At 63.2% G+C, this 22,816-nt stretch carries 20 protein-coding genes and 2 tRNA genes; 8 read left to right on the forward strand and 14 right to left on the reverse strand.

The window, feature by feature from the left end; translation table 11 throughout:
- Window positions 1–2: 2 nt before the first annotated feature.
- Complete coding sequence (locus BANT918_RS07055) at window positions 3–1,283, reverse strand: NRAMP family divalent metal transporter (protein WP_233429234.1); 1,281 nt, start codon at window positions 1,281–1,283, stop codon at window positions 3–5.
- 202 nt (window positions 1,284–1,485) lie between these two features.
- Between BANT918_RS07055 and BANT918_RS07060 the strand changes: the two genes are divergently transcribed.
- Window positions 1,486–2,124 carry a GntR family transcriptional regulator gene (locus tag BANT918_RS07060; protein ID WP_101619598.1) on the forward strand — a complete coding sequence of 213 codons (639 nt, stop codon included), beginning with the start codon at window positions 1,486–1,488 and terminating at the stop codon, window positions 2,122–2,124.
- Between the two features lie 523 nt (window positions 2,125–2,647).
- On the opposite strand, the gene BANT918_RS07065 is transcribed toward BANT918_RS07060, so the two are convergent.
- The 6 genes from BANT918_RS07065 to BANT918_RS07090 form a co-directional block, all read right to left on the reverse strand.
- A tRNA-Lys gene (locus BANT918_RS07065) sits at window positions 2,648–2,720 on the reverse strand.
- Between the two features lie 171 nt (window positions 2,721–2,891).
- Window positions 2,892–3,212, reverse strand: a complete 321-nt coding sequence (locus BANT918_RS07070; RefSeq protein ID WP_101619599.1) for a GroES family chaperonin — start codon at window positions 3,210–3,212, stop codon at window positions 2,892–2,894.
- Complete coding sequence (locus tag BANT918_RS07075) at window positions 3,205–3,495, reverse strand: DUF3618 domain-containing protein (protein WP_101619600.1); 291 nt, start codon at window positions 3,493–3,495, stop codon at window positions 3,205–3,207. The genes BANT918_RS07070 and BANT918_RS07075 overlap by 8 nt, the downstream gene beginning before the upstream one ends.
- 93 nt (window positions 3,496–3,588) lie before the next feature.
- Window positions 3,589–3,906 carry a hypothetical protein gene (locus BANT918_RS07080; RefSeq protein ID WP_145996954.1) on the reverse strand — a complete coding sequence of 106 codons (318 nt, stop codon included), beginning with the start codon at window positions 3,904–3,906 and terminating at the stop codon, window positions 3,589–3,591.
- 38 nt (window positions 3,907–3,944) lie between these two features.
- A complete protein-coding gene (locus BANT918_RS07085; protein WP_101619602.1) occupies window positions 3,945–5,162 on the reverse strand; it encodes a hypothetical protein in 1,218 nt (405 codons plus the stop codon).
- A 520-nt stretch (window positions 5,163–5,682) separates the two neighbouring features.
- A complete protein-coding gene (locus BANT918_RS07090) occupies window positions 5,683–7,371 on the reverse strand; it encodes a hypothetical protein (RefSeq protein WP_101619603.1) in 1,689 nt (562 codons plus the stop codon).
- 224 nt (window positions 7,372–7,595) lie between these two features.
- Here BANT918_RS07090 and BANT918_RS07095 point away from each other — a divergent pair.
- The 5 genes from BANT918_RS07095 (at window position 7,596) to BANT918_RS07115 (ending at window position 12,268) form a co-directional block, all read left to right on the forward strand.
- Window positions 7,596–7,668, forward strand: a tRNA-His gene (locus BANT918_RS07095).
- A 249-nt stretch (window positions 7,669–7,917) separates the two neighbouring features.
- Window positions 7,918–8,346 (forward strand): organic hydroperoxide resistance protein, encoded by a 429-nt coding sequence (locus tag BANT918_RS07100; RefSeq protein WP_101619604.1) that lies wholly within the window; start codon window positions 7,918–7,920, stop codon window positions 8,344–8,346.
- A gap of 310 nt (window positions 8,347–8,656) precedes the next feature.
- Window positions 8,657–8,995, forward strand: coding sequence for a hypothetical protein (locus BANT918_RS17540; protein ID WP_208618047.1), 339 nt, complete (start codon window positions 8,657–8,659; stop codon window positions 8,993–8,995).
- The gene (locus BANT918_RS07110; protein WP_101619605.1) at window positions 8,992–9,918 is read left to right on the forward strand and encodes a dihydrodipicolinate synthase family protein; all 927 of its coding nucleotides are present in this window, start codon (window positions 8,992–8,994) and stop codon (window positions 9,916–9,918) included. The genes BANT918_RS17540 and BANT918_RS07110 overlap by 4 nt, the downstream gene beginning before the upstream one ends.
- Before the next feature lie 184 nt (window positions 9,919–10,102).
- A complete protein-coding gene (locus BANT918_RS07115; RefSeq protein ID WP_145996955.1) occupies window positions 10,103–12,268 on the forward strand; it encodes a choice-of-anchor I family protein in 2,166 nt (721 codons plus the stop codon).
- 280 nt (window positions 12,269–12,548) lie between these two features.
- On the opposite strand, the gene BANT918_RS07120 is transcribed toward BANT918_RS07115, so the two are convergent.
- Complete coding sequence (locus tag BANT918_RS07120) at window positions 12,549–13,367, reverse strand: siderophore-interacting protein (protein ID WP_101619606.1); 819 nt, start codon at window positions 13,365–13,367, stop codon at window positions 12,549–12,551.
- Window positions 13,368–13,427: 60 nt separating this feature from the next.
- The gene (locus tag BANT918_RS07125; protein ID WP_101619607.1) at window positions 13,428–14,747 is read right to left on the reverse strand and encodes a glutaminase; all 1,320 of its coding nucleotides are present in this window, start codon (window positions 14,745–14,747) and stop codon (window positions 13,428–13,430) included.
- Between the two features lie 186 nt (window positions 14,748–14,933).
- Here BANT918_RS07125 and BANT918_RS07130 point away from each other — a divergent pair, with 186 nt between their 5' ends.
- Together BANT918_RS07130 and BANT918_RS07135 are read left to right on the forward strand one after the other, a co-directional pair.
- Window positions 14,934–15,788 carry a hypothetical protein gene (locus tag BANT918_RS07130; RefSeq protein ID WP_145996956.1) on the forward strand — a complete coding sequence of 285 codons (855 nt, stop codon included), beginning with the start codon at window positions 14,934–14,936 and terminating at the stop codon, window positions 15,786–15,788.
- Between the two features lie 2 nt (window positions 15,789–15,790).
- Window positions 15,791–16,516, forward strand: coding sequence for a hypothetical protein (locus BANT918_RS07135; RefSeq protein ID WP_145996957.1), 726 nt, complete (start codon window positions 15,791–15,793; stop codon window positions 16,514–16,516).
- 104 nt (window positions 16,517–16,620) lie between these two features.
- On the opposite strand, the gene BANT918_RS07140 is transcribed toward BANT918_RS07135, so the two are convergent.
- From BANT918_RS07140 to BANT918_RS07160, 5 genes are all read right to left on the reverse strand, one after another.
- Window positions 16,621–17,901, reverse strand: coding sequence for a M20 family metallo-hydrolase (locus BANT918_RS07140; RefSeq protein WP_101619610.1), 1,281 nt, complete (start codon window positions 17,899–17,901; stop codon window positions 16,621–16,623).
- 42 nt (window positions 17,902–17,943) lie between these two features.
- Complete coding sequence (nhaA, locus tag BANT918_RS07145) at window positions 17,944–19,221, reverse strand: Na+/H+ antiporter NhaA (protein ID WP_233430390.1); 1,278 nt, start codon at window positions 19,219–19,221, stop codon at window positions 17,944–17,946.
- Between the two features lie 332 nt (window positions 19,222–19,553).
- The gene (locus BANT918_RS07150) at window positions 19,554–20,282 is read right to left on the reverse strand and encodes a DUF2993 domain-containing protein (protein WP_101619612.1); all 729 of its coding nucleotides are present in this window, start codon (window positions 20,280–20,282) and stop codon (window positions 19,554–19,556) included.
- Between the two features lie 49 nt (window positions 20,283–20,331).
- A complete protein-coding gene (locus tag BANT918_RS07155; protein ID WP_233429238.1) occupies window positions 20,332–21,099 on the reverse strand; it encodes a LutC/YkgG family protein in 768 nt (255 codons plus the stop codon).
- Entirely contained in the window at window positions 21,096–22,640 is a 1,545-nt protein-coding gene (locus BANT918_RS07160; protein ID WP_233430391.1) for a lactate utilization protein B, read from the reverse strand. The genes BANT918_RS07155 and BANT918_RS07160 overlap by 4 nt, the downstream gene beginning before the upstream one ends.
- Between the last annotated feature and the right edge of the window lie 176 nt (window positions 22,641–22,816).

The raw sequence follows: 22,816 nt of genomic DNA on the forward strand, positions 1-22,816 counted from the left end.
TGTCATCCTCCGATTCCGATCATTGCGAAGATGGGGCCGATCGATTGGGTTGCGGTGTACCACGTGACCAGTGTTGCGGCGGTGCCGATGATGAGCAACCACTTGGGGTACGAATCGGTGCCCAGCAGTCGTGGCCTGAACCAGCCGATGTACATGAAGATCGTCAGGCCGATCGGCAGGATCAGGCCGTTGAAGCCGCCGACGAAGACGAGCAGAGTTGCCGGCGCGGTGCCGATGCTGAGGTAGACGATCAGGGACACGACGATGAAGGCGACAGTTGCAAGCTGGAGCGGCCACCCCTTGTCGAGGCGTTTGGAGAATGCAGACAGGAACGTCGCCGAGGTGTAGGCGGCTCCGATGACCGAGCTCAGTGCCGCGGCCCAGAAGATGGCGCCGAAGATGCGCATGCCGGCATCACCGAGCGCGGCTGCGAAGGCCTGGCCGGCAGGGTTGGCGACCTGGGATTCGAGGTCGATGACGACGCCGGAGGCGACGACTCCGAGAATGGCCAGGAACAGGATGTAGCGCATGACGCCGGTGACCAGGATGCCCGAGAGGGCAGAGCGCATCACACTCGGTGCGTTCTCAGGTCCGGTCTTGCCCGAGTCGAGGTAGCGGTGGGCGCCCGAGTAGGTGATGTAGCCGCCGACGGATCCGCCGACGATGGTCGTGATGGTGGCGAAGTTGATCGTGTCGGGCAGAAAGCTCTGTCGGATCGCCTCGCCGACCGGTGGGTGGGAGACGAACGCGACGATGCAGGTGAGGATGATCATGCCGACGCCGAGGACCATGACGACGATGTCGACGACCTTGCCCGCGCGTTTGAACAGGAAGATGCCGATCGCCAGCAATCCGGTGAGCAGACCGCCGAGTTTCGGGTCGATTCCGATCAGGGCGTTGAGGCCGAGGCCGCCACCGGCGATGTTGCCGATGTTGAAGGCGAGCCCGCCGATGACGATGAGGATCGACAGGAGTATGCCCGTACCTGGGATCGCACTGGATGCCAGTTGCGCGGCCCGTTTGCCCGAGGAAGTGATCATGCGCCAGACGTTGAGCTGAATAGCGATGTCGATGAGGATCGAGATGAAGATGGCGAAGGCGAAGGCCGCTCCCATCTGAGCGGTGAACGTCGCCGTCTGGGTGATGAATCCGGGGCCGATGGCCGAGGTGGCCATGAGGAAGATCGCGCCCAGGATCGCACTGCGACTGACCTTGACCGAAGACTTCGCTGTCTGGTCGTTAGGCGTCTGGTCGTGCGGTGTCTGTTCTTGTGGCTGTGGCATGGGGTCTCCAAGTTGCCTGGTATGTGGTCCGCTTCCCGCAGCGAGGGTGAGCCAACCGCTGTAGTGGTCCGCATCACCTCGGTGAAGCGTTAGACAATCTAGCATGGATTGTTCAACAACAATAGACTCACATCACATTTCGAAACGAGAGTTGTCTTCAGCTCCACGGGCTATTTGTTGCCTCTATCACTAGGATGGAATCGTGAACTACGAATCGTCCCTGGTCAATCAGCTCACAGGTCGCCTCATCGTCGGTGAGCTGCGTCCCGGCGCGCGCTTGTCCGAAGCCGCCTTGGCGAAGGAGTTCGACGTCTCCCGGAACACTCTGCGTGAGGCGTTCCGAGTACTGGGGGAGCAGGGGCTGGTCAATCACATCCCGCACCGCGGGGTCTCGGTGGCATCGCCGAACACCTCAGACGTCATCGACATCTATCGGGTGCGGCGCCATATCGAATGCTCGGTGCTGGAGAAGGCCCCGAAGAACCACCCAGGCGCCGAACAGATGCGCAGGGCCGTCGACACCGCACGCAGTGCCGCTGCCGCCGATGACTGGCTGCAGGTGGGGACGGTGAATATGGCCTTCCACAATGCGCTGGTCTCGCTGTCTGACAGTACCCGTCTGATGCGGTCGTTCGGGAACGTTCTCGCCGAGCTGCGGCTGGCCTTCCTCAAGGTCGAAGTCCTCGATTTCCTCCATGCACCGTTCGTTGATCGCAACCAAGAGGTCCTCGACACCTACCTCAACGAGAGCCCCAAGGCGGCAGCTGCGAAACTGGACGCCTACCTCGGCGACTCCGAACGTCAGGTCCTCGGCGCCTACGCTCGCGCCGGCCAGGACTGACGCTTCGGCCAGGGCAGACGCTTCGGCCAGGGCAGACGCTTCGGCCAGGGCTGAGTGCGAAAATCACAGCACAGGGCCCGTTGAGGCCCGACTGCTAGACTGGGAGAGACGTGTTTGTGCAAATTGCATACGCCCATGTCGGCCCAGGGCTGGCATGTCTAGCGGCAGATCCGACAGTGGTCGATCTGCAAGGAGTGCGCAATGAAGTATGCACCATATCTCTGTCCCGACTGCTACGGCCGTCTCATTGACACCGCCGCTTCTGCGGAGCCCGGCGACGGAGTCAACCTGAACCCCATGCTTGAGTGCGCAGACGGTTGCGGTGTTTCGGAGAGGGCGCTCAAGCCCTACAGGACCCGGATGAATGGCAAGGCCCGAACCCCAGGCAGGACGCCGGTCCGAACTGCGGCTAAGGCACCGGCTCGACGCCAGCACTAGCCGACTGGCACCTACCCAGCCGCGTGCTAGCGGAGACAAACAAGAAACCGCCGTTCGGATCATCCGAACGGCGGTTTCTCTGCTGTGCACCCCCCGGGACTTGAACCCGGAACCCACTGATTAAGAGTCAGTTGCTCTACCAATTGAGCTAGAGGTGCGAGCTGCGCACGTCGCGCAACGAGAATTAATATTACTCAGGTTCCCAGGGTTCATGCAAACCGAGAACCGTTTATGTGAGGTAGCTCGCATACCTGCAGGTCAAGTCCGGGACATGAACCCTCAACCCACTAATCAAAAGTCCCCCTGATCAGGCCTCGGCTGACCAGGCGTCAGAGGTACATCCCGGATCTCGACTGTTCCGCCGGTTCTGAGACCGCGTGGACGTCGCGCTCACGCAGGAGCACATATGCCTGCCCCTCAAGCTCCACCTCGGCGAGTTCCTCAGGATCGTAGAGGACGGTATCGCCGAGGTTGGTCTGCCGCACGTGTGGGCCGGCCGCGACGACCTTGCCCCACACGAGACGCTTCCCCATGCTGGCGGTTGCCGGGATGACGATCCCAGCCGAGGATTTTCGCTCCCCTGCCTCTTCACCCGGATCCAGGAGGATCCGGTCGTGCAGCATACGGATGGGCAGAGGGAGTTCAGCCACGCTTGCTGCGGCCGGAGAAGCCCACGATCAGTGCGGCCACGCCGAGGACGGTGCCGACGCCGAGTGCTATCGCCTCAGGCTTGACCGAACCGCTCTCTTCGTCGACGACGGTGGACTTGGCCTTGTTGGCGGCGCGAGTGGCCAGGACCTTCGGGTGGACGCGGCCCACAAGTTCATCGATGTTGTCCGCGATACGCTCTTCGCGCAGGCGAATCGATTCCGCCAGCTGTGTCGGTGACGCTGAGTCGACGGTCACATCTGAGGTGTAGACATTGTCAGTCATCGGGGCATGTCCTCCGGGTCGAGAATACATTCATGCACGTGACGGGGTGCCACAGTGCCTCGTGTCAAGCTTAACCGCTTGGTTCTCTCAGTGTCAGATATTGGCTGCGGAGAGCCGAAAAGTCACGACTTCGACACAGGCGTCCTCGGGCATGGTCGGAGAGTGATCGCGCAGGTTTGCCCTAGAGCCGTTGACGCTCGACCCGGCAATCAGTCGCAGAGTCTGCGGTGTCAGCTGACTCAGTCGGTGGGAACTTCGCTGCGGTGATGTCGATGGGAAGCGACCCGTGGTCGGTGTTGTCGAAGTAGGCCGGAGCAGGGCCTGGCTGTCCTTCCCGATGGGTGCGATCACGACCGGGGAGCCTGCACCGGCTGTGGTGATCACCTGGAGTTCTGAGTCGTAGGCGTCCATGCTGAGATCTGAGGACACCAGGGACCGGTGCGCTGGGCTCAGGTCTGCTTGTTGCGTCGCCCGACGAGCCAGATGATGAAGCCGACAGCGGCCATACCTGAGGCAGCGAGGATGAAGACCGGCCACGAACTCACAATCGTTGACACAACCGACTCACCGAACGAGGGCGTTGATGGTTTGTCGCTGCGAGGCTCTGGCGTGTCGCCTCCGGTGATGAGGTCCGTGTCGTCGTCAGGCACTGGTGTGTCCGGGTTCTGCGGGACGGGGTCCGAGTAGTCCGGAGGAGGGGCGTCGCCATTTCCGGGCATCCAATCGTTGCCGACATCTCCGGGAATCTGGTCGCGTGTATCGGACGAGCCGTTTCCGGTCGCAGGATCCGGGGTGGTGTTCTCACCGTCTGGTCCCTCATCTCCCGAGGTTGTTCCGGAACCGTCCGTGTCTGCCGAGCCTTTGTCGTCTTGCCCGCCGTCCTTGTCCGAGCTGCCGTCGTTACCGGCATCTCCTACGCTGTCGGAGTTGCCGGAATCAGAGTCGGAATTAGAGCCGTCCGAGGATGACGAGGAATTCGAATCAGAATTCTTCTTGGCCGAATCGGCGTCTGACGATGACGAAGCGTCAGCGTCTTTCGAATCGGCCTGTGCTGAGTCTGATGCGTTGGAGTCAGAAGACGCCTTCGATGAGGACTTGCTGTCCGAGGAGCTGCTCGAGTTCGCGTTCTTGCTGTCGGTCGAGGCGGTGGCGTTCTTCGAGCCGGTGTCGTTGCTATCTGCATTGGAGTCCTCGGATGCACTCTTATCCGCGTTACTGGACGAGTCTTTGTCTTTCCCATCGGCACCGGAAGCGTCGGTATTGTCGTCGGCGTTGGGGTTCTCATCCGCGTTCCCATCAGGGTCACTGTCGGCATCGTCGCCGGGATCTGGGGGGTACGACTCACCCGCGACGGTGATGTTCTTGCCGTTCGAGGTGAAGGTCCACGCGGGCTCGGGTGGACCGTCGAAATCTGTGAAGCGCATCGCTTTGCCGCTTTCGGCGTCAATAACTACACCATTTTTATTGAGCGAGTACTTGGCGGGTGCTTCTGCTGCTGCCTCAGGCACGGGGTTTCCGCTGTCGTCGGTGCTGCTATCCGACTCGGAACCGGCTGTGGTCGAATCGGAGGAGGCTTCTGAGTCGGTGCTGGTCTGCGTCGGCCAGCGCTTGCCAACTTCCTTCTGGGGAGGACCATCGAACTTTGCGCCCTCCCAGCTCTTAGGCATGTTTCCGGGTTTGCTATCCGGCGTCGCTAGCTTAAGTGTCTGCTCGTCCACGTCCCAGGTCGCTTTTAGCGGTTTGGCGGTCTTGCATGGAGGATCACCGTCGGTGAATTTTTTTTCGGGGCTACAAGCTTTATCTTTGGTCTCGTCCTCGTCTGCCCCAGCATCGGTGCCTTCGTTGCTACCAGACCCACCCGAATTCGCCGCAGACGTAGGATCCTTACCGTCGGCTGAATCTCCGGCTTCTGAATCAGTGTTCCCAGTCGCGGAAGCACTTGCCTCCACCTCCACCTCGGCAGAGGTGGAGGCCGCGGCGTTTGCAGGAACGACTGTGGCCGTGATCGGCAGGAATACCAGGGCAAGAGAAGTGCCGAGGGCGGCCGCTGTGCGGCTGAACTCGTGTCTAATTGGCACTGTGTTCCTTTGCGGTGAGGGCTCCGGCATCAAACATACAAGGGGGCATGACGGACAGGCACGTCGCCGTCCATCATAATGGCTGCGGCAAGGGTGAGAAAGTCATCGTCTACTTCTCGCCGGAGTCGGACGTCTTCTCATAGGCGCGAATCGTGGAATCGTTGCCGTCGACGATGGCGGTTGCGCCGTCGTCGGTCAGTGCCAACAGGTTGGTGTCTGTGCGGTAGGCGTGCTTGCCCGCCAACAGGCAGGAGGCCTCGCCAACGGTGCAGGGGACGATCGTGCCCCGCGGTTCAGACAGGTGGATGTCCTTGCTGGAGGTGTCCATGAGCAGCAGCCCGGATTCCAGGTCGAAGAGGTACGGGCCGATGTAGGCTCGCTTTCCGCCCTGGCCGCGCACCCATGACATCTCGCCGACGATGTCGGTCGTGGTGGTGACGGTCGATAGGATCGAGCCGTCTTCCAGGGAGTGGACGACGAGCTGGATGCGGTGACCGGAATTCGTCGAAGCACCCTGCTCACCCCACAGCGTGACCGCTTTGCCGTGGCCGGTAGAGACCCATTTGATGATTTGGAGCCCGTCGGCGGGAGCTTCGAGCTTGATGGAGCGTTCATCACCGGACTTGATGTTCTTCGCCTTGACCGGACCATTCCAGTCTGAGCTGAAGAGCTCGTCGTTCTCGATTGCCATGGGCGTCGACCCTGATTCGGGAGTCGGTACGTTCACGAGCCCGTCGGCGCCGAACGTGGACAGGCGGTTGCCCGACTTGATGAGGACGCTCGTACCGGCAGATGTGATGCGAGCATTCTCCGGGAGGTGGTAGGTCTTGGGCTTGTCTGCACCGTCGATGAGCGCCTTAGCCGTGTCACCGGCCTGCCACAGCAGCGCGGGTTTGCCGTCGATGATCGTGTCGACCGCGAACGTCGGGGCCTCGCTGGTCTTTCCGGAGTAACGGGTCTTCCCCGTCTCAGAGTCGAGGACTTCCAGCGTGTCCCCGTCGACGACGAGCACACCGCGATCCGAGGCGGTCACCGAGGCGTCCTTGGCGATCTTCGTCTCCCACTTCGGGGAATTGTCGAAGCCGGGGACGATGTCTTCGGTCTTGTCGACCGAGAGCTCGGAGGCCGGATTGATCTGCTTTTCCGATTCGATCGTCTGCGGTGAGTCCTGGGAACCGGCGGGGACGATGTTCGGGATGACGAACGCCCCGATCATCAGGATCACGATGCCGATGAGCACGAGGCCCGGCACGGTGATCTTCTTCAGCTGTTGCGGCGGGTTCCGCCGGGAGTGATTGCGTCGACTCGAGTGCTTGCGCACCCGAGTCCGCTTCACCTTCGGAGCCGAAGGAGCTGCAGGTCCGGAGAACGGCGTGCCCAGGGGGTAGTCCTCCCCGTTGCCCGCCTCAGCGTCGTCCTTGGCCTGTGACGCCTCCGCGTCGGCAGGTGCACTGTCCTTCGCCGAGGTGGTCGTGCTCTCTTCTGCCAAGGTGTTCGCGTTCGCTGGCGAAGGTGCGCTCGAAGAAGGGTCGCTCGACGAAGAATCTTCCTTCGACGTGGAGGGGGGTGGAGTGGGGGATGCAGGAGCGGCGGGCGCGATCTTGCCAGTCTCGTCCAGGAGGACGTCAACTTCCTGTTTGCCGTCGTCGATGGTCACGGGCACTTGGGTCGCGGTCTCCCTGGCATAGTCGCCAAGGTAGGTCATGGCCTGCCCGGTGTCGGAATAGCGACTCGTCGCACCATTGAGGGTGAGGTAGGTGAACCCGTCCTGAGAGACGGAGATCAGCGCACGAGCCATGTATAAGGTTCCTTGAGCAGTATCGACGGTGGGGCCGGGACAATCCTATTGAATACCAGCGGGTGCTCCTACCGTTTGGTCGAAACCGTTATACATCGCTACTGAATCGTTGCACGTCGGGAGATCTGTGTCTCATTGTGCACCATATGCGCTGTGAGTTTGCCCGGCCGCCTGAGTGAGGTTAGGATGTATCTTGCTGTCTGCACCTGTGTGCAGCGCATGTGGTGGGTATAGCTCAGCTGGTAGAGCGCCGCGTTGTGGTCGCGGATGTCGCGGGTTCAAGTCCCGTTACTCACCCCGAGCTGACAAGCCCCGGACTCCGAGAGAACTCAAGGAGTCCGGGGCTTTTCGCATCCCTGCTCCTCTGCTGGACGAGCATCGGACGGCCGTCTAGCGGACTGCACGCCTGATCGCGCGGACTGCGCAGCTGATCACAGAGCCACTCCTCTGGACTTCCGTCGGTGAAGTGACAATACTCGGTGGCAGGTGCCTTCTTCGTGAAGGACCCGATCTGTGAATCACGATTCGACGAACAGGAGACGTGCTATGAATACCCCAGAGAGCATCGCCTACACCGCAAAGGCCGAAGTCACGGGAGGCCGTGACGGTCATGGAGCCACGGACGACAAGGCACTCGACGTCGATCTGCGCAGCCCCAAGGAAATGGGCGGACCCGGTGGAGGAACCAACCCGGAGCAGCTCTTCGCCGTCGGCTACGGAGCCTGCTTCCAGGGCGCCATGGGCCTGGCCGGCAAGGAGCTCGGGGTCGATACCTCGAAGTCCGTCGTTCACTCCGAAGTCGGAATCGGCAAGGAAGGGGAGAGCTTCGGAATCAGCGTCAAGCTCACCGTGACCATCCCCGGCGCTGATCAGGACACCGCGCAGAAGGTCGTCGACCGCACCCACGAGCTGTGCCCCTACTCGAAGGCCACTCGCGGAAACATTCCGGTCGAGCTCGTCGTCAACGGCTCCTGACCAGCATGCTCTGACCATCTCGGCACCCGAGAGATCTCTCGGGTGCCGAGATGAGTGGGAGAAGAACTCATGAGTATTGACTTCGACCTCACCGTCGTCGGCAGCATCAACGCCGACATCACCGCCACCACGCACCGCCTGCCCAGCCCCGGCGAGACCGTCGGGGGAGGACAGCTCGTCTACAGCCCGGGCGCCGTCGGAACCGATGCCTCGGGGACAGCGATGCGCGAAGCCCCGACACGAGCAGGGGGCCAGCTCGATGACATTGCCGTCATCGAATCCGAGACTGGCACGGCTCTGATCATGGTCGATGGAAACGGTGCTGACCCAGCTCGAGATCTCGCTCGACCTCATCACCGAACTCGCCAGCCGTGTGAAAGGCCGATTCGTCGTCAACGCGGCTCCCGCTCTCCCTCTGCCCGCCGAGGTGGTCGATCGTGGCGATCTCATCATCGTCGACGAGACCGAGTACGCACTGCTCCCGCAGCTGAGAAACTCCCTCGGTGCCGAAGCCGTGATGGATTTCGCCGCGCAGCCCGAATTCCGCGCACTCGAACACTGCATCGCGGCCGCTGACGCTTCAGCGCCCCGCGCCGAAGCGAGTGCATCAGCCGCAGCCACCTCGACCACCAGGACGAACTCAACGTGACCGACCAGACTCCACGTACTCAGCGCTCCCTCTTCACCGGCCTGAGCGCCTTCCCACTCACGCCGATCCATGACGAGAAGATCGACGAAGCGGAGTATGTCGGCCTGCTCGAGCGCCTCGTCGCAGCCCAAGTCGACTCGATCACCCCGCTGGGATCAACCGGCTCCTACGCCTACCTGAGCACCGATGAGCGAGCGCGCGTCACCGAACTGACCGTCGCCAATTCCGGTCACACGCCCGTGCTCGTGGGCGTCGGTGCCCTGCGCACACGGGACGTGCTCGCCAACGTCGAATCCGCCCAGGCAGCCGGGGCTCAGGGACTGCTCCTCGCACCGGTCAGCTACCAGAGCCTGACTGAGGCGGACGTGTTCGAACTCTTCCGCACCGTCGCTGCCGCCACCGATCTTCCGCTCGTCGTCTACGACAACCCGGGCACCACCCACTTCACGTTCACCACTGAGCTCTACGGACGCCTGGCGGCCCTCGACGGCATCGCATCAATCAAGATTCCCGGCTTCGATGCTGCCCCGGATGCCTGGACGCAGCGTGTGGATGAGATCCGCGCCGCCGTCGGTGACCACGTGAGCATCGGAGTCTCGGGGGACGGGTTCGGCGCCGCCGGACTCAACGCCGGATGCGATGCCTGGTACACGGCCATCGGTGGCACTCTGCCGACGCCGATGGCCGACATCACCCGCGCCGCGCTCGCCGGTGAGACTGAAAAGGCCGCACTGCTGTCGGCCGCACTCCAGCCGCTGTGGGACCTGTTCTCCGACTTCGGCGGCAGCCTGCGCGTGGTCGCCGCAGTCGCCGAGCATCTCGGCCTCGTCCGCCCGCACTCCCTGCCGCTGCCGCTCCTCGGCCTCGACGACGATCAGAAGCGAAGGGTTGCCGAGGTGGTCGACCGCCTCGAACTCAGCTGAGTTCAGGCGAGGTCCGACTTCGCGGGTGCAACGGATCCGACCTTGAGATGCGGCCGGGTGCCCGCCTCGGCGGCGTATTCGTTCCCCGTCCACCGGGAGTTGGGGTATGGGCAGGACTGCGTGCCTATGAATGGATGGTTGTGGGCACAACCGTCCCACGCCCGCTTCGACCACCGGAGATCCGATGGCACATCCGCCCTCCCCGCTTCCGTCCGCACCGCACACGATCACGGCCGGACTGGCCGCACTGCTGCTGTCCACAGGAATGAGCGTGGGACTCACCGGAGTCAGCGGCGGAGCTGCGCAGGCGGCCGAGGTCCCGGATCCGATCAGCCATTCCGCCCCGGATGCGGCTCTCGAGCTCGACAGCCTGGGCTCCTACGAGACCGGCCAGTTCGATGAATCCGCGGCAGAGATCACGGCTGTCCACGGAGACACCGTCTACACGGTCAACGCGCAGGCCGCGACCGTCGACATCATCGACTTCTCCGACCCTGCCGAGCCGGAGAAGCTCGGGGAGATCACCGGGTCGGGAGTCGCGAACTCCGTCGCTATCCGCGATGACGGACTCGGCGTCATCGCACTTGAAGACGAGGACAAGACGAAGACCGGATCTCTGCTGTTCTTCGACGCCAGCACCCCCTCGGCAAAGGTGCTCGGATCCGTACCTGCGGGATCACTGCCCGACATGGTCACAGTCACCCCCGACGGCGCGCATGCGCTGGTCGCCAATGAGGGCGAACCAGCCGAGGATTTCTCCACCGATCCCGAAGGCTCGGTGACGGTGGTGGATCTGCCCGCCGAGGTGGCCGCCCCGAAGGAATCGGATGTGCACACAGCTGACTTCCACGCTTTCGAGGAGGGCGGGGCTAGGACGTTGCCCGACGATGTTCGGATCTTCGGGCCCGAGCCGCACGACGATCACCCGATCTCGCGCAATCTCGAGCCCGAGTACATCACCATTGCCGGTGACAAGGCCTACGCGACGCTGCAGGAGGCGAACTCGATCGCCGTCGTTGACATCGCCTCGGCGGAGGTCACCGATATCCTGCCCCTGGGCTACAAGGATCACGGAAAAGCCGGCAACGGTCTCGACGCCTCCGACCGGGATCCCAAAGACGCTCCCGAGACGAACATTGAGACGTATCCCGGTCTCAGGGGCGCGTACATGCCGGACACGATCTCGACGTTCTCCTCCGGTGGCACCGACTACCTGGTCACAGCGAACGAAGGCGACTCGCGTGAGTGGGGAGATTTCGTCGACGCGGCCAGGGTCAAGGACCTCGGCGATGACGGGCTGGCCCCGGTGTGCGCCGACTCGCCATTGGCCGACGAACTCAACGATGAGGATCTGGGCCGGCTCAACATCATCACCGACATGGGCCTGAACGAGAGCGGCGAATGCTATGACGAGCTCTATGCCTTCGGCGCACGGTCATTCTCCGTGTGGACCACCGACGGGAAGCTGATTGCCGATTCCGGTGACACCTTCGAGCAGATGACCGCCGAGGCGATCCCCGACTTCTTCAACTCGAACCATTCCGAGTCGAACTCCGAAGGTCGCAGCGACGACAAGGGTCCAGAGCCCGAAGCGCTGACCGTCGGCGAGGTGGGGGAGACGACTTACGCGTTCCTCGGCTTCGAACGCGTCGGCGGAATCGCCGCTTTCGACCTCAGCAACCCGTCACAGCCGGAGTTCGTGACCTACTTCAACAACAGGGACTTCTCCGTCTCGGTCGAGGACGAGATCGAGGATGCCTCAGACCCGGGCGCACTGCTCTCGAGCGCCGGTGACCTGGGACCTGAAGGACTCACGTTCCTGAACAGGGACGAGTCTCCGAGTGGTGAGGCGGCGCTGGTCGTCGGCAATGAAGTCTCAGGCACCACGAGCCTGTACTCGGTCGCCGATCTCAAGGACGACGACAGCGGGGACTCGGAAGCGGGATCGGACTCGCAGGCTGCAACGGGTGCTGATGGCGCCGCGGCAGACTCCGACTCTGAGGCCGAGGGCTCCGGCTCGGCCGCTGACGGCACGCCGGTGAGCGCAGACGCGGATGCGGACTCCGGCGGGTCCGGTTCCACGAGTGCCGGTTCGAACGGCGCGTCCGGAAGCGGTGCGGAAGCATCAGCTGAGGGAGCAGATTCGGGCAGCACCACCTCGGCGGGTGGAAGTGCCTCGGTCGAAGGGCCTGAGGGCAATGCCTCAGTCGACGACGATGGCAAGGATGACAACGGCGGCTCACTGCCGAAGACCGGTGCCGACCTCGGTCAGTACCTGCTCATCGGCGGTATCGCTTTCGCGCTCATCGCCATCGGAATCATTGCGTTCATTGTGACCAAGCGCCGTTAGATGTCACTTGACTTTGCATCAGGTCCTTCCCGGCTGCCGGGAAAGTGGTGACAGCACGACTTGCGCCTTCTCTGTGGTCTCCACATCGCACCGGTGGCCTGACTGCATACTCAGCGGCCGCATCAGACAGCCACCTAGAGTTCGGTTGTTCTCAGCCCCGAGGTTGGTGCACCCCGAGCTCGAAACCACCACCGTCCCCATCCCGCACGCGGGAATCAACCTTCGTTTTCACGATTGACCAGCGTCTCCAGCCAGTGCCGCCGATTCAGCTGGTTCGGCGTCAGTCGATCTTGCCGATGGGTTCGCGCTTCTCGGCCTGGAACTGGTCCTCGGCGCGACCGCGCGCCCAATAGGCGGAGATCGACAGCAATTCGCGTGGCACCTCGTGTTCTTTGAGCACCCGTCGGATCGTCGTGATCGTCTCCCGCTCACCATGGGCGAAGACCTGCGGAGTGCCCTCACACCAGTCGAGGCCGCGAACAGCGGCAATGAGCTCATCGTCGTTGTCGACCCAGACCACAGAGACGCCAGCAGGAGTCTCGGGAAGCAGCCGGTCGGCTTCGTCTGCGACGGCAGCGATGACGATTCCCCTCGCCTGGGTGTCCATGGCCTCAACCGCCGTGCTCACTGCGGGGATCGCAGTGTGGTCGGCGATGAGCAGGTGCCAGGGAGCGACAGGGTCGGGTTGGTATTTGCCGCCGGCGCCGACCATGACGATGGTGTCGCCTGGCTGGGCCATCGTGGCCCAGGGCCCGGCAACGCCCTCGCCGCCGTGAATGACGAAGTCCAGCGACAGCCACTTCTCGTCTTCGTTGATCTCCCGCACGGTGTAGGTACGTTTGCGGGGCAGCTTCTCGGGAGAGTTCTCCCGCAGTTCAGTCAGATCGTAGGGTGGGGTCAGCCCGTGCTGGGGATCGGCGAACATGAGTTTGACGTACTTGTCCGTCGCCTCATTGTTCGAGATCGCGTCGAAACCGTCTCCGCCGACCTTGATCCGAATGAGATTCGGGGTGATCTTTGCGACCTCTTGCACCGACATGACCGCCTGTGGGCGAGGCGGTCGAGCTGAGCGTTCGGGCGTGCTGGGAGTAGTCGACATTGAGAGCCTTCCTAAGGGATAAGTTAGCCTCACCTTAGCAAATGACCATGTCAGACCCTGTCAGACGGCTCTCTGGGACCAGTCCTCACGCAGCCGCCGCAGTCCCTTGAGCGCCTTGGGGGAGTCGACGTATTCGACATCGGGCAGGGGCGAGTTCGGACTCTTGCACAGGAGCATGTCCTCGGGGTCCATCAGCGCGATCCGTTTGCCGTCCTCTTCCAGGCGGCTCATCGCCTCGGTGAACATTCGTCTGGCCACTCCATTGATCTCGTTGACACGGCGCAGGTCCAGGACGACGACCTCGACGTTGGATTCGGGAGCATCCATGGTCCTAATGACGTTTTCGGCACCGCTCCACTGGATGAGGCCCTGCAGGCTGCAGATGCGGACCATGACTCCCTGAGAGTCCACGAAGCGGCGGTCACGGCGAATGATCGAGCGAGCAGGTTCGGGAGCGTCCATGATGTGCAGACTCAGCTCACGTGAGAGCGTCCGGAAGATATTGGCTCCGCGAACACTCGTCCCGTGTTTGTCCAAACGCGGAGAGAAAGTCGCGATTCCGACCTGCCCGGGCAGGACCCCGAAGACTCCGCCGGAGACACCGGACTTGGCGGGCACGCCGATCTCAGTCATCCAGTCACCGGCAGCGTCGTACATGCCGCAGGTCATCATGACACCGAGGACCTGTCGGTTCACACGGGGAGAGAGCACCTGCTTGCCGGTGATGGGGTTGATCCCGCCAGCGGCCAGAGTGGCGGCCATGATTCCCAGATCCTTGGTGGTGATGAGGATCGAGCATTGGGCGATATAGCCCTGGACCACCTCGTCGGGTTGGTCGGTGTAGACACCGTAGGACCGGAGCATATTGGCGATCGCGACATTGCGGTAGGCCTCACCCCATTCGCCCTCGGCCACCGAATCGTCGACGCGCAGCTGTCGGCCGGCGAACTCGGACAGACCGGCACGCACGATCTCGATCCGCTCGGCCAGTGAGGTTCCCGGCTCGCCCAGGAGCGAATGTGTGACCATGGCACCGGCATTGATCATCGGGTTGAGCGGTTTGCCGGACATCTTGTCCAGGGAGAGTTCGTTGAAGGCCTCTCCGCTGGGCTCGACGCCCACCATGTCGAGGACCGCGGCCAGCCCTTCCTGCTCGATCGCCATGCCGTAGATGAAGGGCTTCGACATCGACTGGATAGAGAACTCGAAATCCGAATCACCGGAGGTGTATTCGACCCCGTCGAGGGTGGAGAGGCAGATGCCCAGCTTCTCTGGGTCGGCCGCAGCCAGATCCGGAATATAGTCCGCGTTCGCACCGGACCGGTCTGACCTGTGACGATCGAGCGTCTCGTCCAAAAAATCAGGGATAGGGGATCGCATTGCACCTCCTGGAGTGTGATGAAGTTCGGTTGGTTGTGCTGGGGGCCGCAGTTGCCCGACTGCTATTCTCACACACCCATGCAGGTGGGGAGCCGACTGCGGCGGGGCCGCAGGCAGCTGGAGTGTGTGGCAGAACTGGCACCAGATTGTCACCGGCACCGCAACGTCGCATCATACGGTGAGAAGATGCCGAAGCCAATCAAGATCATCATCGCCGGTGCCATCGGATTCGCAGCGATTCTCGTGGTCGTCGTCATCGTGTCCTCGATGATCACTCGGATCTCCGATCTGCCGCCGGACCGGGTCAGACTTCCCCAGCAGGCGCTGACTCCTGAGGAGATCACCGTGACCGCAGCGCCGCAGGCCGATGGAACACTGCAGGTGAGTGAACGCCTGATCTTCGATGCTCCCGAAGGTGCTGACCGCCCGATTCTCTGGTATCTCGGCGGCGACTCGATCGGCTGGCCGGCAGGAGACGGCGATGTCCCGCGCTACGCCGTCATGCCACGGGCCTCCGAGGTCTCAGCCCGGGAGGTGGACACGGTTGAGGAGTCGACGAAGAACGATCCCGTCGAGGTTGCCCAACTGAACGTGACGCGTGACGATTCCGATGTCGATGATCTCTTCTACGATGACGTCGGCTATGAGTTTGCGAATCCGCATCCGCCCGGTGAGAACGTGATGTGGACCAAGGGTCGCCACGTCGTCGACGTCTCCTACGTCCTTGATGACGTGTACCTCAACGTCGAAGGACACGAGCTCTTCGTCCTGCCGTTGCAATTTCCCTCTGGCTCGAATGAAGCGCCGAGCATCCGCACCGTCTCTCTGGAAGCAGGCGGTCCGATCCGGTGCCTGCCGGACAATATGGAGTTCGAGCCCGACGCTGACTGCAGTGGGTTGGACAAGCATCGCTTCGCCGAGGGTGGGACCAGACTCACCTGGCAGGAGGACATGACCAGCAGCATCGGTGCCATCGGGTTCGCAGCCCCGGACACCTTGCAGACCGAGCCGATTCCCGTCTACGAACATCGAAGGAATTGATCATGGGGCGTAGAATTTCGAGAATCCGACCATCGAAGTGGGCAGTGGGCACGGCAGCACTCTCAGCGACTGTCCTGGCCACCTTCATGGGCGCGGTCACCGCCGATGGTGTCTTAGCCGCACCCAACCCGTACATGGGGGATGCCGCCACGCACACCATCACCATCGACTCCGATGGCAGCTATCGCGTGCACATCGACCAGACCATGGAACTGGCCCGGGACTACGACTTCACCTTCGGCGGCATGGTCCACGACGGCTTTCGCCTGCCCGACACCGAGTCCGTGCTGCCGCCCTACCTTCGTGCACAGTACTCAGACCCCGCGATGACCATGGATGGTGAACCCGCCGAGGTGGACGTTGACCATATGATCCACGCCGTCAGCATCTCCGCCGAGGACGAATTCACCGAAGGAGAGCACGAAGGCACCGTCGACTACCAGGTCACCGGCGCGGCAGTCGGTTCCGCTCAGGCGAAGACGAATGCCGGGGGAGTTGTCGTCTACTTCCGACCCTTGGTGTCCGGGGACGTGGTCGTGAAATCAGGCGAACCGATCTCCGCAGTCGAATGCGAGGACTGGCCGCCGAAGGGCGAGCCCTGCGGAACTAAGTCCGGCGACGAGTGGCTGATCGGGCGTGGCGAACTCGCGGAGACCGACGCCGTGCGGATCAGTCTCGACACTGAGGAAGCAGGCCTCATCGAGCCGACGATCGACTCGACGAAGTGAGGGTCGGCAGGCGCGAGGTTCGCCGTCGTCCTTGCGATAGTTCACACCGGATCACTGGCCTTCTCCGCTGTCTCAGCACCCGGTGGTGTCACCACCGACCTGAGTCACGCGAGCTGTGCTCCGCCTGAGCCCGCAGCCCGGCCTGAGGTTGAAACTCCGTCGAGGCGCAGCACGGTCTGAAGCAGCACCTCGATTCCGGGCAGGATGTCAGCGAGTTCGGTGAATTCCTCGGGACAGTGGCTGCGACCATCACGAGAGGGCACGAAGATCATGCCCACCTGCGTCTTGGCGGCGATGATCCCCGCGTCGTGCCCGGCACCGGAGAACATGGTGGCGCGTGTATGGCCAAGGTCAGTGGCCACCTCGGCGATGGTTGAGGTGATCGGTTCGTGCAGGGGCACGGGCGCATCGTCCGTCGTCCACTCCATCTCCACATGCACACCGCGTTTGTCAGCGTTCTGGCTGGCGGCATCGGTGAGCCGCCGCTGTGCCTCCTGCAGCCATGAACCGTCGGGGCCGCGGAATTCGCCTTCGACGCTGGCGTTGGCCGAGACGACGTTGACGGCCTCGGGTGTGAATTGGATCTGACCACTGGTGCCGCGAGTGTTCGTCCCGGACTCTGCGATCGATTCCACGGCGAGCACGGTGCCGGCGGCTGCACACCCGGCGTCGGCTCGGACATCCATCGGGGTCGTGCCGGCGTGGTCCTGGCGACCGGTGAAGAGTGCCTTGAAGTGGTTGATCCCGGTGATCGTCTCAACCACACCGATCTGTTTGCCCATCCGCTCCAGCTCCGGCCCCTGCTCGATGTGGAGTTCGAGGAACGCGGTGACCTTCGAGAAGTCGTAGCGTGCATCGAGGAAGGCTTCGGGGTCGATGCCGGAGTCGGGCAGGGCCTCGGCGAGGCTGCGGCCATCGGTGTCCGTGGCAGTCAGAGTGGTGCGGTCGACGAGTCCGGTCATCGCTCGGGAGCCGACGCAGAAGAAGCCGAAGTCGTTGGGTTCCTCGTTGAAGAAGACCACGACCACGAGGTCATGGTCGAGTCGAACGTCGTTCTCCCGCAGCAGGCGCACAACCTCGATGGCGCCGAGGACACCGGTGATCCCATCGAAGCGTCCACCACCATCAACGGTGTCGGTGTGGGACCCGAGCATGATCTCTCGCCCACCTAGGCGACCGGGCAGCACCCCGATGACATTGCCGGCACCGTCGACCCGAGTCGCCAGGCCCGCATGCTTCATCAGTGTTAGAGCGTAGTCGCGGCCGGCGATGTCGAATTCGCTCAGCGCTCGCCTCGTCCAGCCCGGTCGGTCCGAGTCGACGAGGGTCGCCAGCTCGGCGAGTTCGGATTCGAAGCGTTGTGCTACCGGGTTGATCGTGCTCATCGTTGAGCCTTTCTGATGGTGAAATGTGTCTGCCGTGGTGCGTCAGGCCTGGCCCACACCCAGGGTAGCGTTCTCTGCCTTGCGGTACCGGCGGTTCCTGCCGCCCAAGACCACCGATGCCAGCAGGGCGGCGATGACCGAGGCGCTGAGGATCGCGACCTTCGCATGATCGTGTTCAGGGGAGCCGGGGGTGAAGCTGAGTTCGGCGACGAGGAGGGAGACCGTGAACCCGATTCCTGCGAGCAGGCCCACCCCGGCCAGATCGGGCCACTTCAGGCTCTGGTCCAGTCCAGCCGACGTGAAGCGGGTGACCAGCCACGTCGAGGTCAGGATCCCCAACGGTTTGCCCACGATCAGGGCCGCCATGATCGCAAAGGTCAGCGGTTGCCTGAACGCCGTGGCCAGACCCTCGAGTCCGCCCACGGCGACACCGGCGGCGAAGAAGGCGAACACGGGGACCGCGAATCCCGCGGACAGTGGGCGCAGGCGGTGTTCGATCACCTCGGCGAGGTTGGGCCTGAGACCCTGATCTCCCTTCCGCCTGCGTGCCAGGGCGGGGATGGTGAACCCGAGCAGCACACCCGCGATCGTCGCATGGACACCGGAGGAGTGCATGAGCGCCCAGGCGATGAGTCCCAGCGGCAGCAGGATGACCCACGCTGCCCAGGCTTTATCGACGAAGAATGTTCTGAACCGGGAGGCGATGAGTCCGTAGACGATGATGACCGCAACAGCTGCCAGGAGGGGGAAGAGGGTGATGGTCTCGGTGTAGAAGACGGCGATGATGCCGATCGCCAGCAGATCATCGACGGCGGCGAGGGTGAGGAGGAAGATACGCAGCGACTTGGGCAGGTGGGAGCCGACGATCGCGAGGATCGCGACGGCGAACGCGATGTCCGTTGCGGTGGGTATCGCCCATCCGCGCAGCAGCTCCGGGTGGGAGACCATGAGCGCCGTGTAGATGAGGGCGGGGACGATGACCCCGCCTGCGGCGGCAGTGATCGGGACGATGGCTGTGCGGAAGCTGCGCAGATCCCCGTGGGTGAATTCGGTCTTCAGCTCCACTCCGACGAGGAAGAAGAAGATCGCCAGCAGTCCGTCGGCGGCCCAGGTTCCCAGACTCAGCTGCAGGTGCCAGGCAGCGATGCCGACCTCGACGTCTCTGAGAGCGAAGTATGAGTCCGCGAGCGGAGAGTTCGCCCAGATGAGAGCAGTGAGGGCGGCGAGGACGAGGAGTCCGCCGCCCACGGTGTCCTTGCGCAGGGACGTGAATAGGCGAAATCCGCTGGTGGTCGCGGTCGCTGGAGATGATGAAGTCACGATGGGTCCATTTCGTTGCCGGAAGATGTGCTTCTCCGGCCCGAAACGTATGCGGGTGCTCTGAGCGAACAGTCAGTGATCGAGCGCCGAGGCGGTCGTGCTCATGACGGTCTGCTCAGAGTATGGGCCGGAGTTGGTCTCCGGCCAGAAGTGGAGCTGTGCCCGACATCATCGGTCCCCACGAGGTGATGTACCCATTTGTGCCTGAGTGCCCAAGAACCCACACCTTCGGTGTGAATACGTCGTCGGGCATCGTGGGAGTCATCACCGTCAGTCTACGCGATTTCGGAATGTTCCGACGGGGCCGCGGGTCAGCTAACGACCTTCACACCTCAGCCCAGCGAGACGCCGGTGCCGTGGAGGCTGATCGCCAGGCCGGCATCGGTGGCCTTGATGTCCGTGAGCTCCAGGCCGGCGGGCAGGAAGTCGAGGTCGATGACGATGTTCGATATCGACGAGGTCAGAAACGAGGGAATCGAGTCGATGTCGACCTCCGCGGATCCGAGTCTGATCGTCGTGGCATTGACCACGACCCGCCGCGACTCTGCCTTCGGATCGATGCCGATGAGCAGATCCTGTCCGAGTAGTGAGCCCTTGAGGTAGAGCCCGCCGTCGATCGTGGTGAAGGACATGCCGCTGGGCAGCGAGGCATGTTCGGTGGCCAGAGCGTCGATCGTCGCCAGCGGAATCACCGCGCTCGCCTCAACCGTGCCGATCGGTCGCGAGGTGTCAGTGGGAACGTCGAAGAGCTTCGCATCGACGTCCGTGAAATCGACGTTCTCATACTGCGCCTGATCAGCAGTGACATGGACGGTGTTGAGCTTTCCGCCGGCAATCTGCGTCAGCACGGGGAAGCCCTCGACGTTGACATCGGCATCGCCGTAGGGCTCGAGGCTCGACGCGATCTTCGACTCGGTGGTGAAGTCGACGACCCGGTCGGCGGCGATGAAGCCGATGAGCAGCGTGACCACGATGATGATCGCGGTCATGATGAGTTTCGTGCGACGCTTCCTTCGCCGAGGTGGTTCGTGCGGGTACTCCAGAGTTCGAGCCGTCGTCATGGGCACCATTGTCGCGTACTGCGATTGCCCGTGTCGCCGTGGGGCCGGCTCACTCTTCGACGATGACCACGTCGAGGGTACGCGGACCGTGGACCCCCTCGACGCGTTTGAGTTCGATATCGCTTGTCGCCGAGGGACCGGAGATGAACGTCAGCGCCGCCTCCGGAGTCAGCCGCGCGATCCCTTCAGGGACGATATCGACGACGTCGGCGACGCGGACGACACACACGTGATGATCGGGCACCAGCGTGATCGCCCTTCTCCCGCACTCCGGAGACCCGTCGAGGACGATGGTTCCGGTCTGCGCGATCGCCACCGCCGAGGCGGTCACCACCGCCGCCTGTGCGTCGAGTTCGGGAATGCTCAGCTCCTGACCGGGAGCATCGACGGAGATCTCACCGGAGAACTCCTGCAGCCAGGACTCGTCGAGTCCGCGGGGCACGACGATGTTCGACCCCGACTCGAGGAGTCCTGCGATGGTCGCGGCAGGGTCACCGCTGACACGGTGGACGTTGGCCTTGTAGTCCTCAAGCCGGTCGATGAGGAGTGCGATGAGGTCCTCACCGGAGTGTGTGCCGGTGCGCAGATAGTCCGCGCTCTGATTGACCATGCCCCCGCCGGCTGCGGGAGTCCTCGAATCGGCGTCATCTGTGTTCTCATCCGTGCCGTGGCCCGCGCCGGTCCTGGACCCCGCGGCAGCTGAGGGTGAAGCGGCGGGTACGGTCCCGGAGGCGGATGAGACGTACTCGCCCCCACCTCGGCGACCGAGGGCCTGATTGATGCGGCCAAGGATCTCTTCGCGTGCGGTGTCCGTCATTTCTCGTCGTCCTCTTCCTCTGCACGGGCCTCTTCCTCGGAGCGGGCCTCATCTTCGGCCCACATCGCTCTGAAGCTCTTCTCCGGCAGCCCGGGAATGTCACGGCTCGAGGTCCAGGCTCCCGCGATGCCAGGCAGCGAGTTGATCTGATTTCCACCGGTGGCCTTGTGGGCGAGGGGCAGACCGGATTCGGCCGCTGCCATCCGCTTGCCGTCGCCCATCATCCACGACGCACCGGTGAGCGCGGTGTCGAGTTGGGAAGAGACGGGGGAGTGGTTGGCTTTGACGTCCTCATTGCGCAGGTGGACGAGGATCTCGGGAATGTTGATCTTGACCGGGCACACGTCGTAGCAGGCTCCGCACAGGCTTGAGGCGTAGGGCAGTGAGCCGTTCTCTTCGACTTCGATACCGGTCATCAGCGGTGAGAGGATCGCGCCGATCGGCCCTGGGTAGGTCGATCCGTAGGCGTGTCCGCCGGTGCGCTCATAGATGGGGCAGACGTTCATGCACGCCGAGCAGCGGATGCAGTTGAGTGCCGTGCGCCCGTGCTCGTCGGCCAGGGCGCGGGTGCGTCCGTTGTCGAGGAGGACGAGGTGGACGTTCTGCGGGCCGTCGCCGGGAGTCTTGCCGGTCCAGAAAGAGGTGTAGGGGTTCATCCGCTCTCCGGTCGATGACCGGGGCAGCAGCTGCAGGAAGACCTCGAGATCGTCGAAGCTGGGCAGCAGCTTCTCGATGCCCATCACCGTGATCAGGGTCTCCGGCAGGGTCAGGCACATGCGGCCGTTGCCCTCCGATTCGACGACGCCGAGTGTCCCGGTGTCGGCGATGCCGAAGTTCGCTCCGGAGATCGCGACCTTCGTGGTCAGGAACTTGTGGCGCAGATGTCGTCGGGCCGCCTCGGCGAGGACGGCGGGCTCGTTCGTCAGCTCACCGGCGTCGGGCATCTTCTCCATGAAGATCTCGCGGATCTCGTCGCGGTTGCGGTGGATGGCGGGAACGAGGATGTGGCTGGGCTTATCGTCGCCGAGCTGGACGATGAGCTCTGCCAGGTCGGTTTCGAAGGCATCGATGTCCTGGGTTTCGAGGTGCTCGTTGAGCCCGATCTCCTGGGTCGCCATCGATTTGACCTTGATCACCTCACGGCGCCCGTTCTCAAGCACAGGAGCGTTGGCTTCGACGAGTTCGGTGACGATGGCGTTGGCCTCGTCGGCATCCCGTGCCCAGTGGATGACGCCGCCTGCTGCCGTGAAGTTCTTCTCGAACTCGGCCAGATACTCCGGCAGGTTCTCCATCACGTGATTCTTGGCCTGAGACCCTGCCTCCCGCAGGGCCTCCCAATCGTCGAGCTCGGCGACGACCTCGGAGCGTTTGTCCCGAATCGTCGCGGTCGCATGTCCGATGTTGTCGCGCAGCTGTTGGTTCGACAGATGCTGGTGTGAGACCTTCGCGAAGGACTCGTCTTCGACGATATTGCCCTGCCCGCCGGGGATCTCATGGTCGTGGCGCGTGGACCGCAGCAGCGGCATTCCCAGAAAGGTCATCGCAGACTCCCTCCACTCACGGTTGCTCCTTCACTTTGGACACGCAATGGGTCCTCCTTGGTCGAAGCGAGGATCCGAGCCAGGTGGACTGTGGACTGCCCGACTCTCAGGCCCGACTGGACCGGGCTCGGTTCCGTCGGGCGGGTGCTGTGTCCGCTCGACTTCAGATGATCGTC

This window comes from Brevibacterium antiquum CNRZ 918 (assembly GCF_900169145.1).
Lineage (GTDB): Bacteria > Actinomycetota > Actinomycetes > Actinomycetales > Brevibacteriaceae > Brevibacterium > Brevibacterium koreense.

Bases quoted from the DNA above. Each gene is read 5' to 3' on its own strand.
- BANT918_RS07080 (WP_145996954.1), bottom strand. From the start codon at position 3,906: ATGGACGCCTACGACTCAGAACTCCAGGTGATCACCACAGCCGGTGCA.
- BANT918_RS07160 (WP_233430391.1), bottom strand. From the start codon at position 22,640: ATGACCTTTCTGGGAATGCCGCTGCTGCGGTCCACGCGCCACGACCAT.
- BANT918_RS17540 (WP_208618047.1), top strand. From the start codon at position 8,657: ATGGAAACGGTGCTGACCCAGCTCGAGATCTCGCTCGACCTCATCACC.
- BANT918_RS07125 (WP_101619607.1), bottom strand. From the start codon at position 14,747: ATGCGATCCCCTATCCCTGATTTTTTGGACGAGACGCTCGATCGTCAC.
- BANT918_RS07075 (WP_101619600.1), bottom strand. From the start codon at position 3,495: ATGACTGACAATGTCTACACCTCAGATGTGACCGTCGACTCAGCGTCA.
- BANT918_RS07115 (WP_145996955.1), top strand. From the start codon at position 10,103: ATGGCACATCCGCCCTCCCCGCTTCCGTCCGCACCGCACACGATCACG.
- BANT918_RS07120 (WP_101619606.1), bottom strand. From the start codon at position 13,367: ATGTCGACTACTCCCAGCACGCCCGAACGCTCAGCTCGACCGCCTCGC.
- BANT918_RS07140 (WP_101619610.1), bottom strand. From the start codon at position 17,901: ATGAGCACGATCAACCCGGTAGCACAACGCTTCGAATCCGAACTCGCC.
- BANT918_RS07055 (WP_233429234.1), bottom strand. From the start codon at position 1,283: ATGCCACAGCCACAAGAACAGACACCGCACGACCAGACGCCTAACGAC.
- BANT918_RS07085 (WP_101619602.1), bottom strand. From the start codon at position 5,162: ATGCCTAAGAGCTGGGAGGGCGCAAAGTTCGATGGTCCTCCCCAGAAG.
- BANT918_RS07135 (WP_145996957.1), top strand. From the start codon at position 15,791: ATGGGGCGTAGAATTTCGAGAATCCGACCATCGAAGTGGGCAGTGGGC.
- BANT918_RS07130 (WP_145996956.1), top strand. From the start codon at position 14,934: ATGCCGAAGCCAATCAAGATCATCATCGCCGGTGCCATCGGATTCGCA.
- BANT918_RS07155 (WP_233429238.1), bottom strand. From the start codon at position 21,099: ATGACGGACACCGCACGCGAAGAGATCCTTGGCCGCATCAATCAGGCC.
- BANT918_RS07100 (WP_101619604.1), top strand. From the start codon at position 7,918: ATGAATACCCCAGAGAGCATCGCCTACACCGCAAAGGCCGAAGTCACG.
- BANT918_RS07090 (WP_101619603.1), bottom strand. From the start codon at position 7,371: ATGGCTCGTGCGCTGATCTCCGTCTCTCAGGACGGGTTCACCTACCTC.
- BANT918_RS07150 (WP_101619612.1), bottom strand. From the start codon at position 20,282: ATGACGACGGCTCGAACTCTGGAGTACCCGCACGAACCACCTCGGCGA.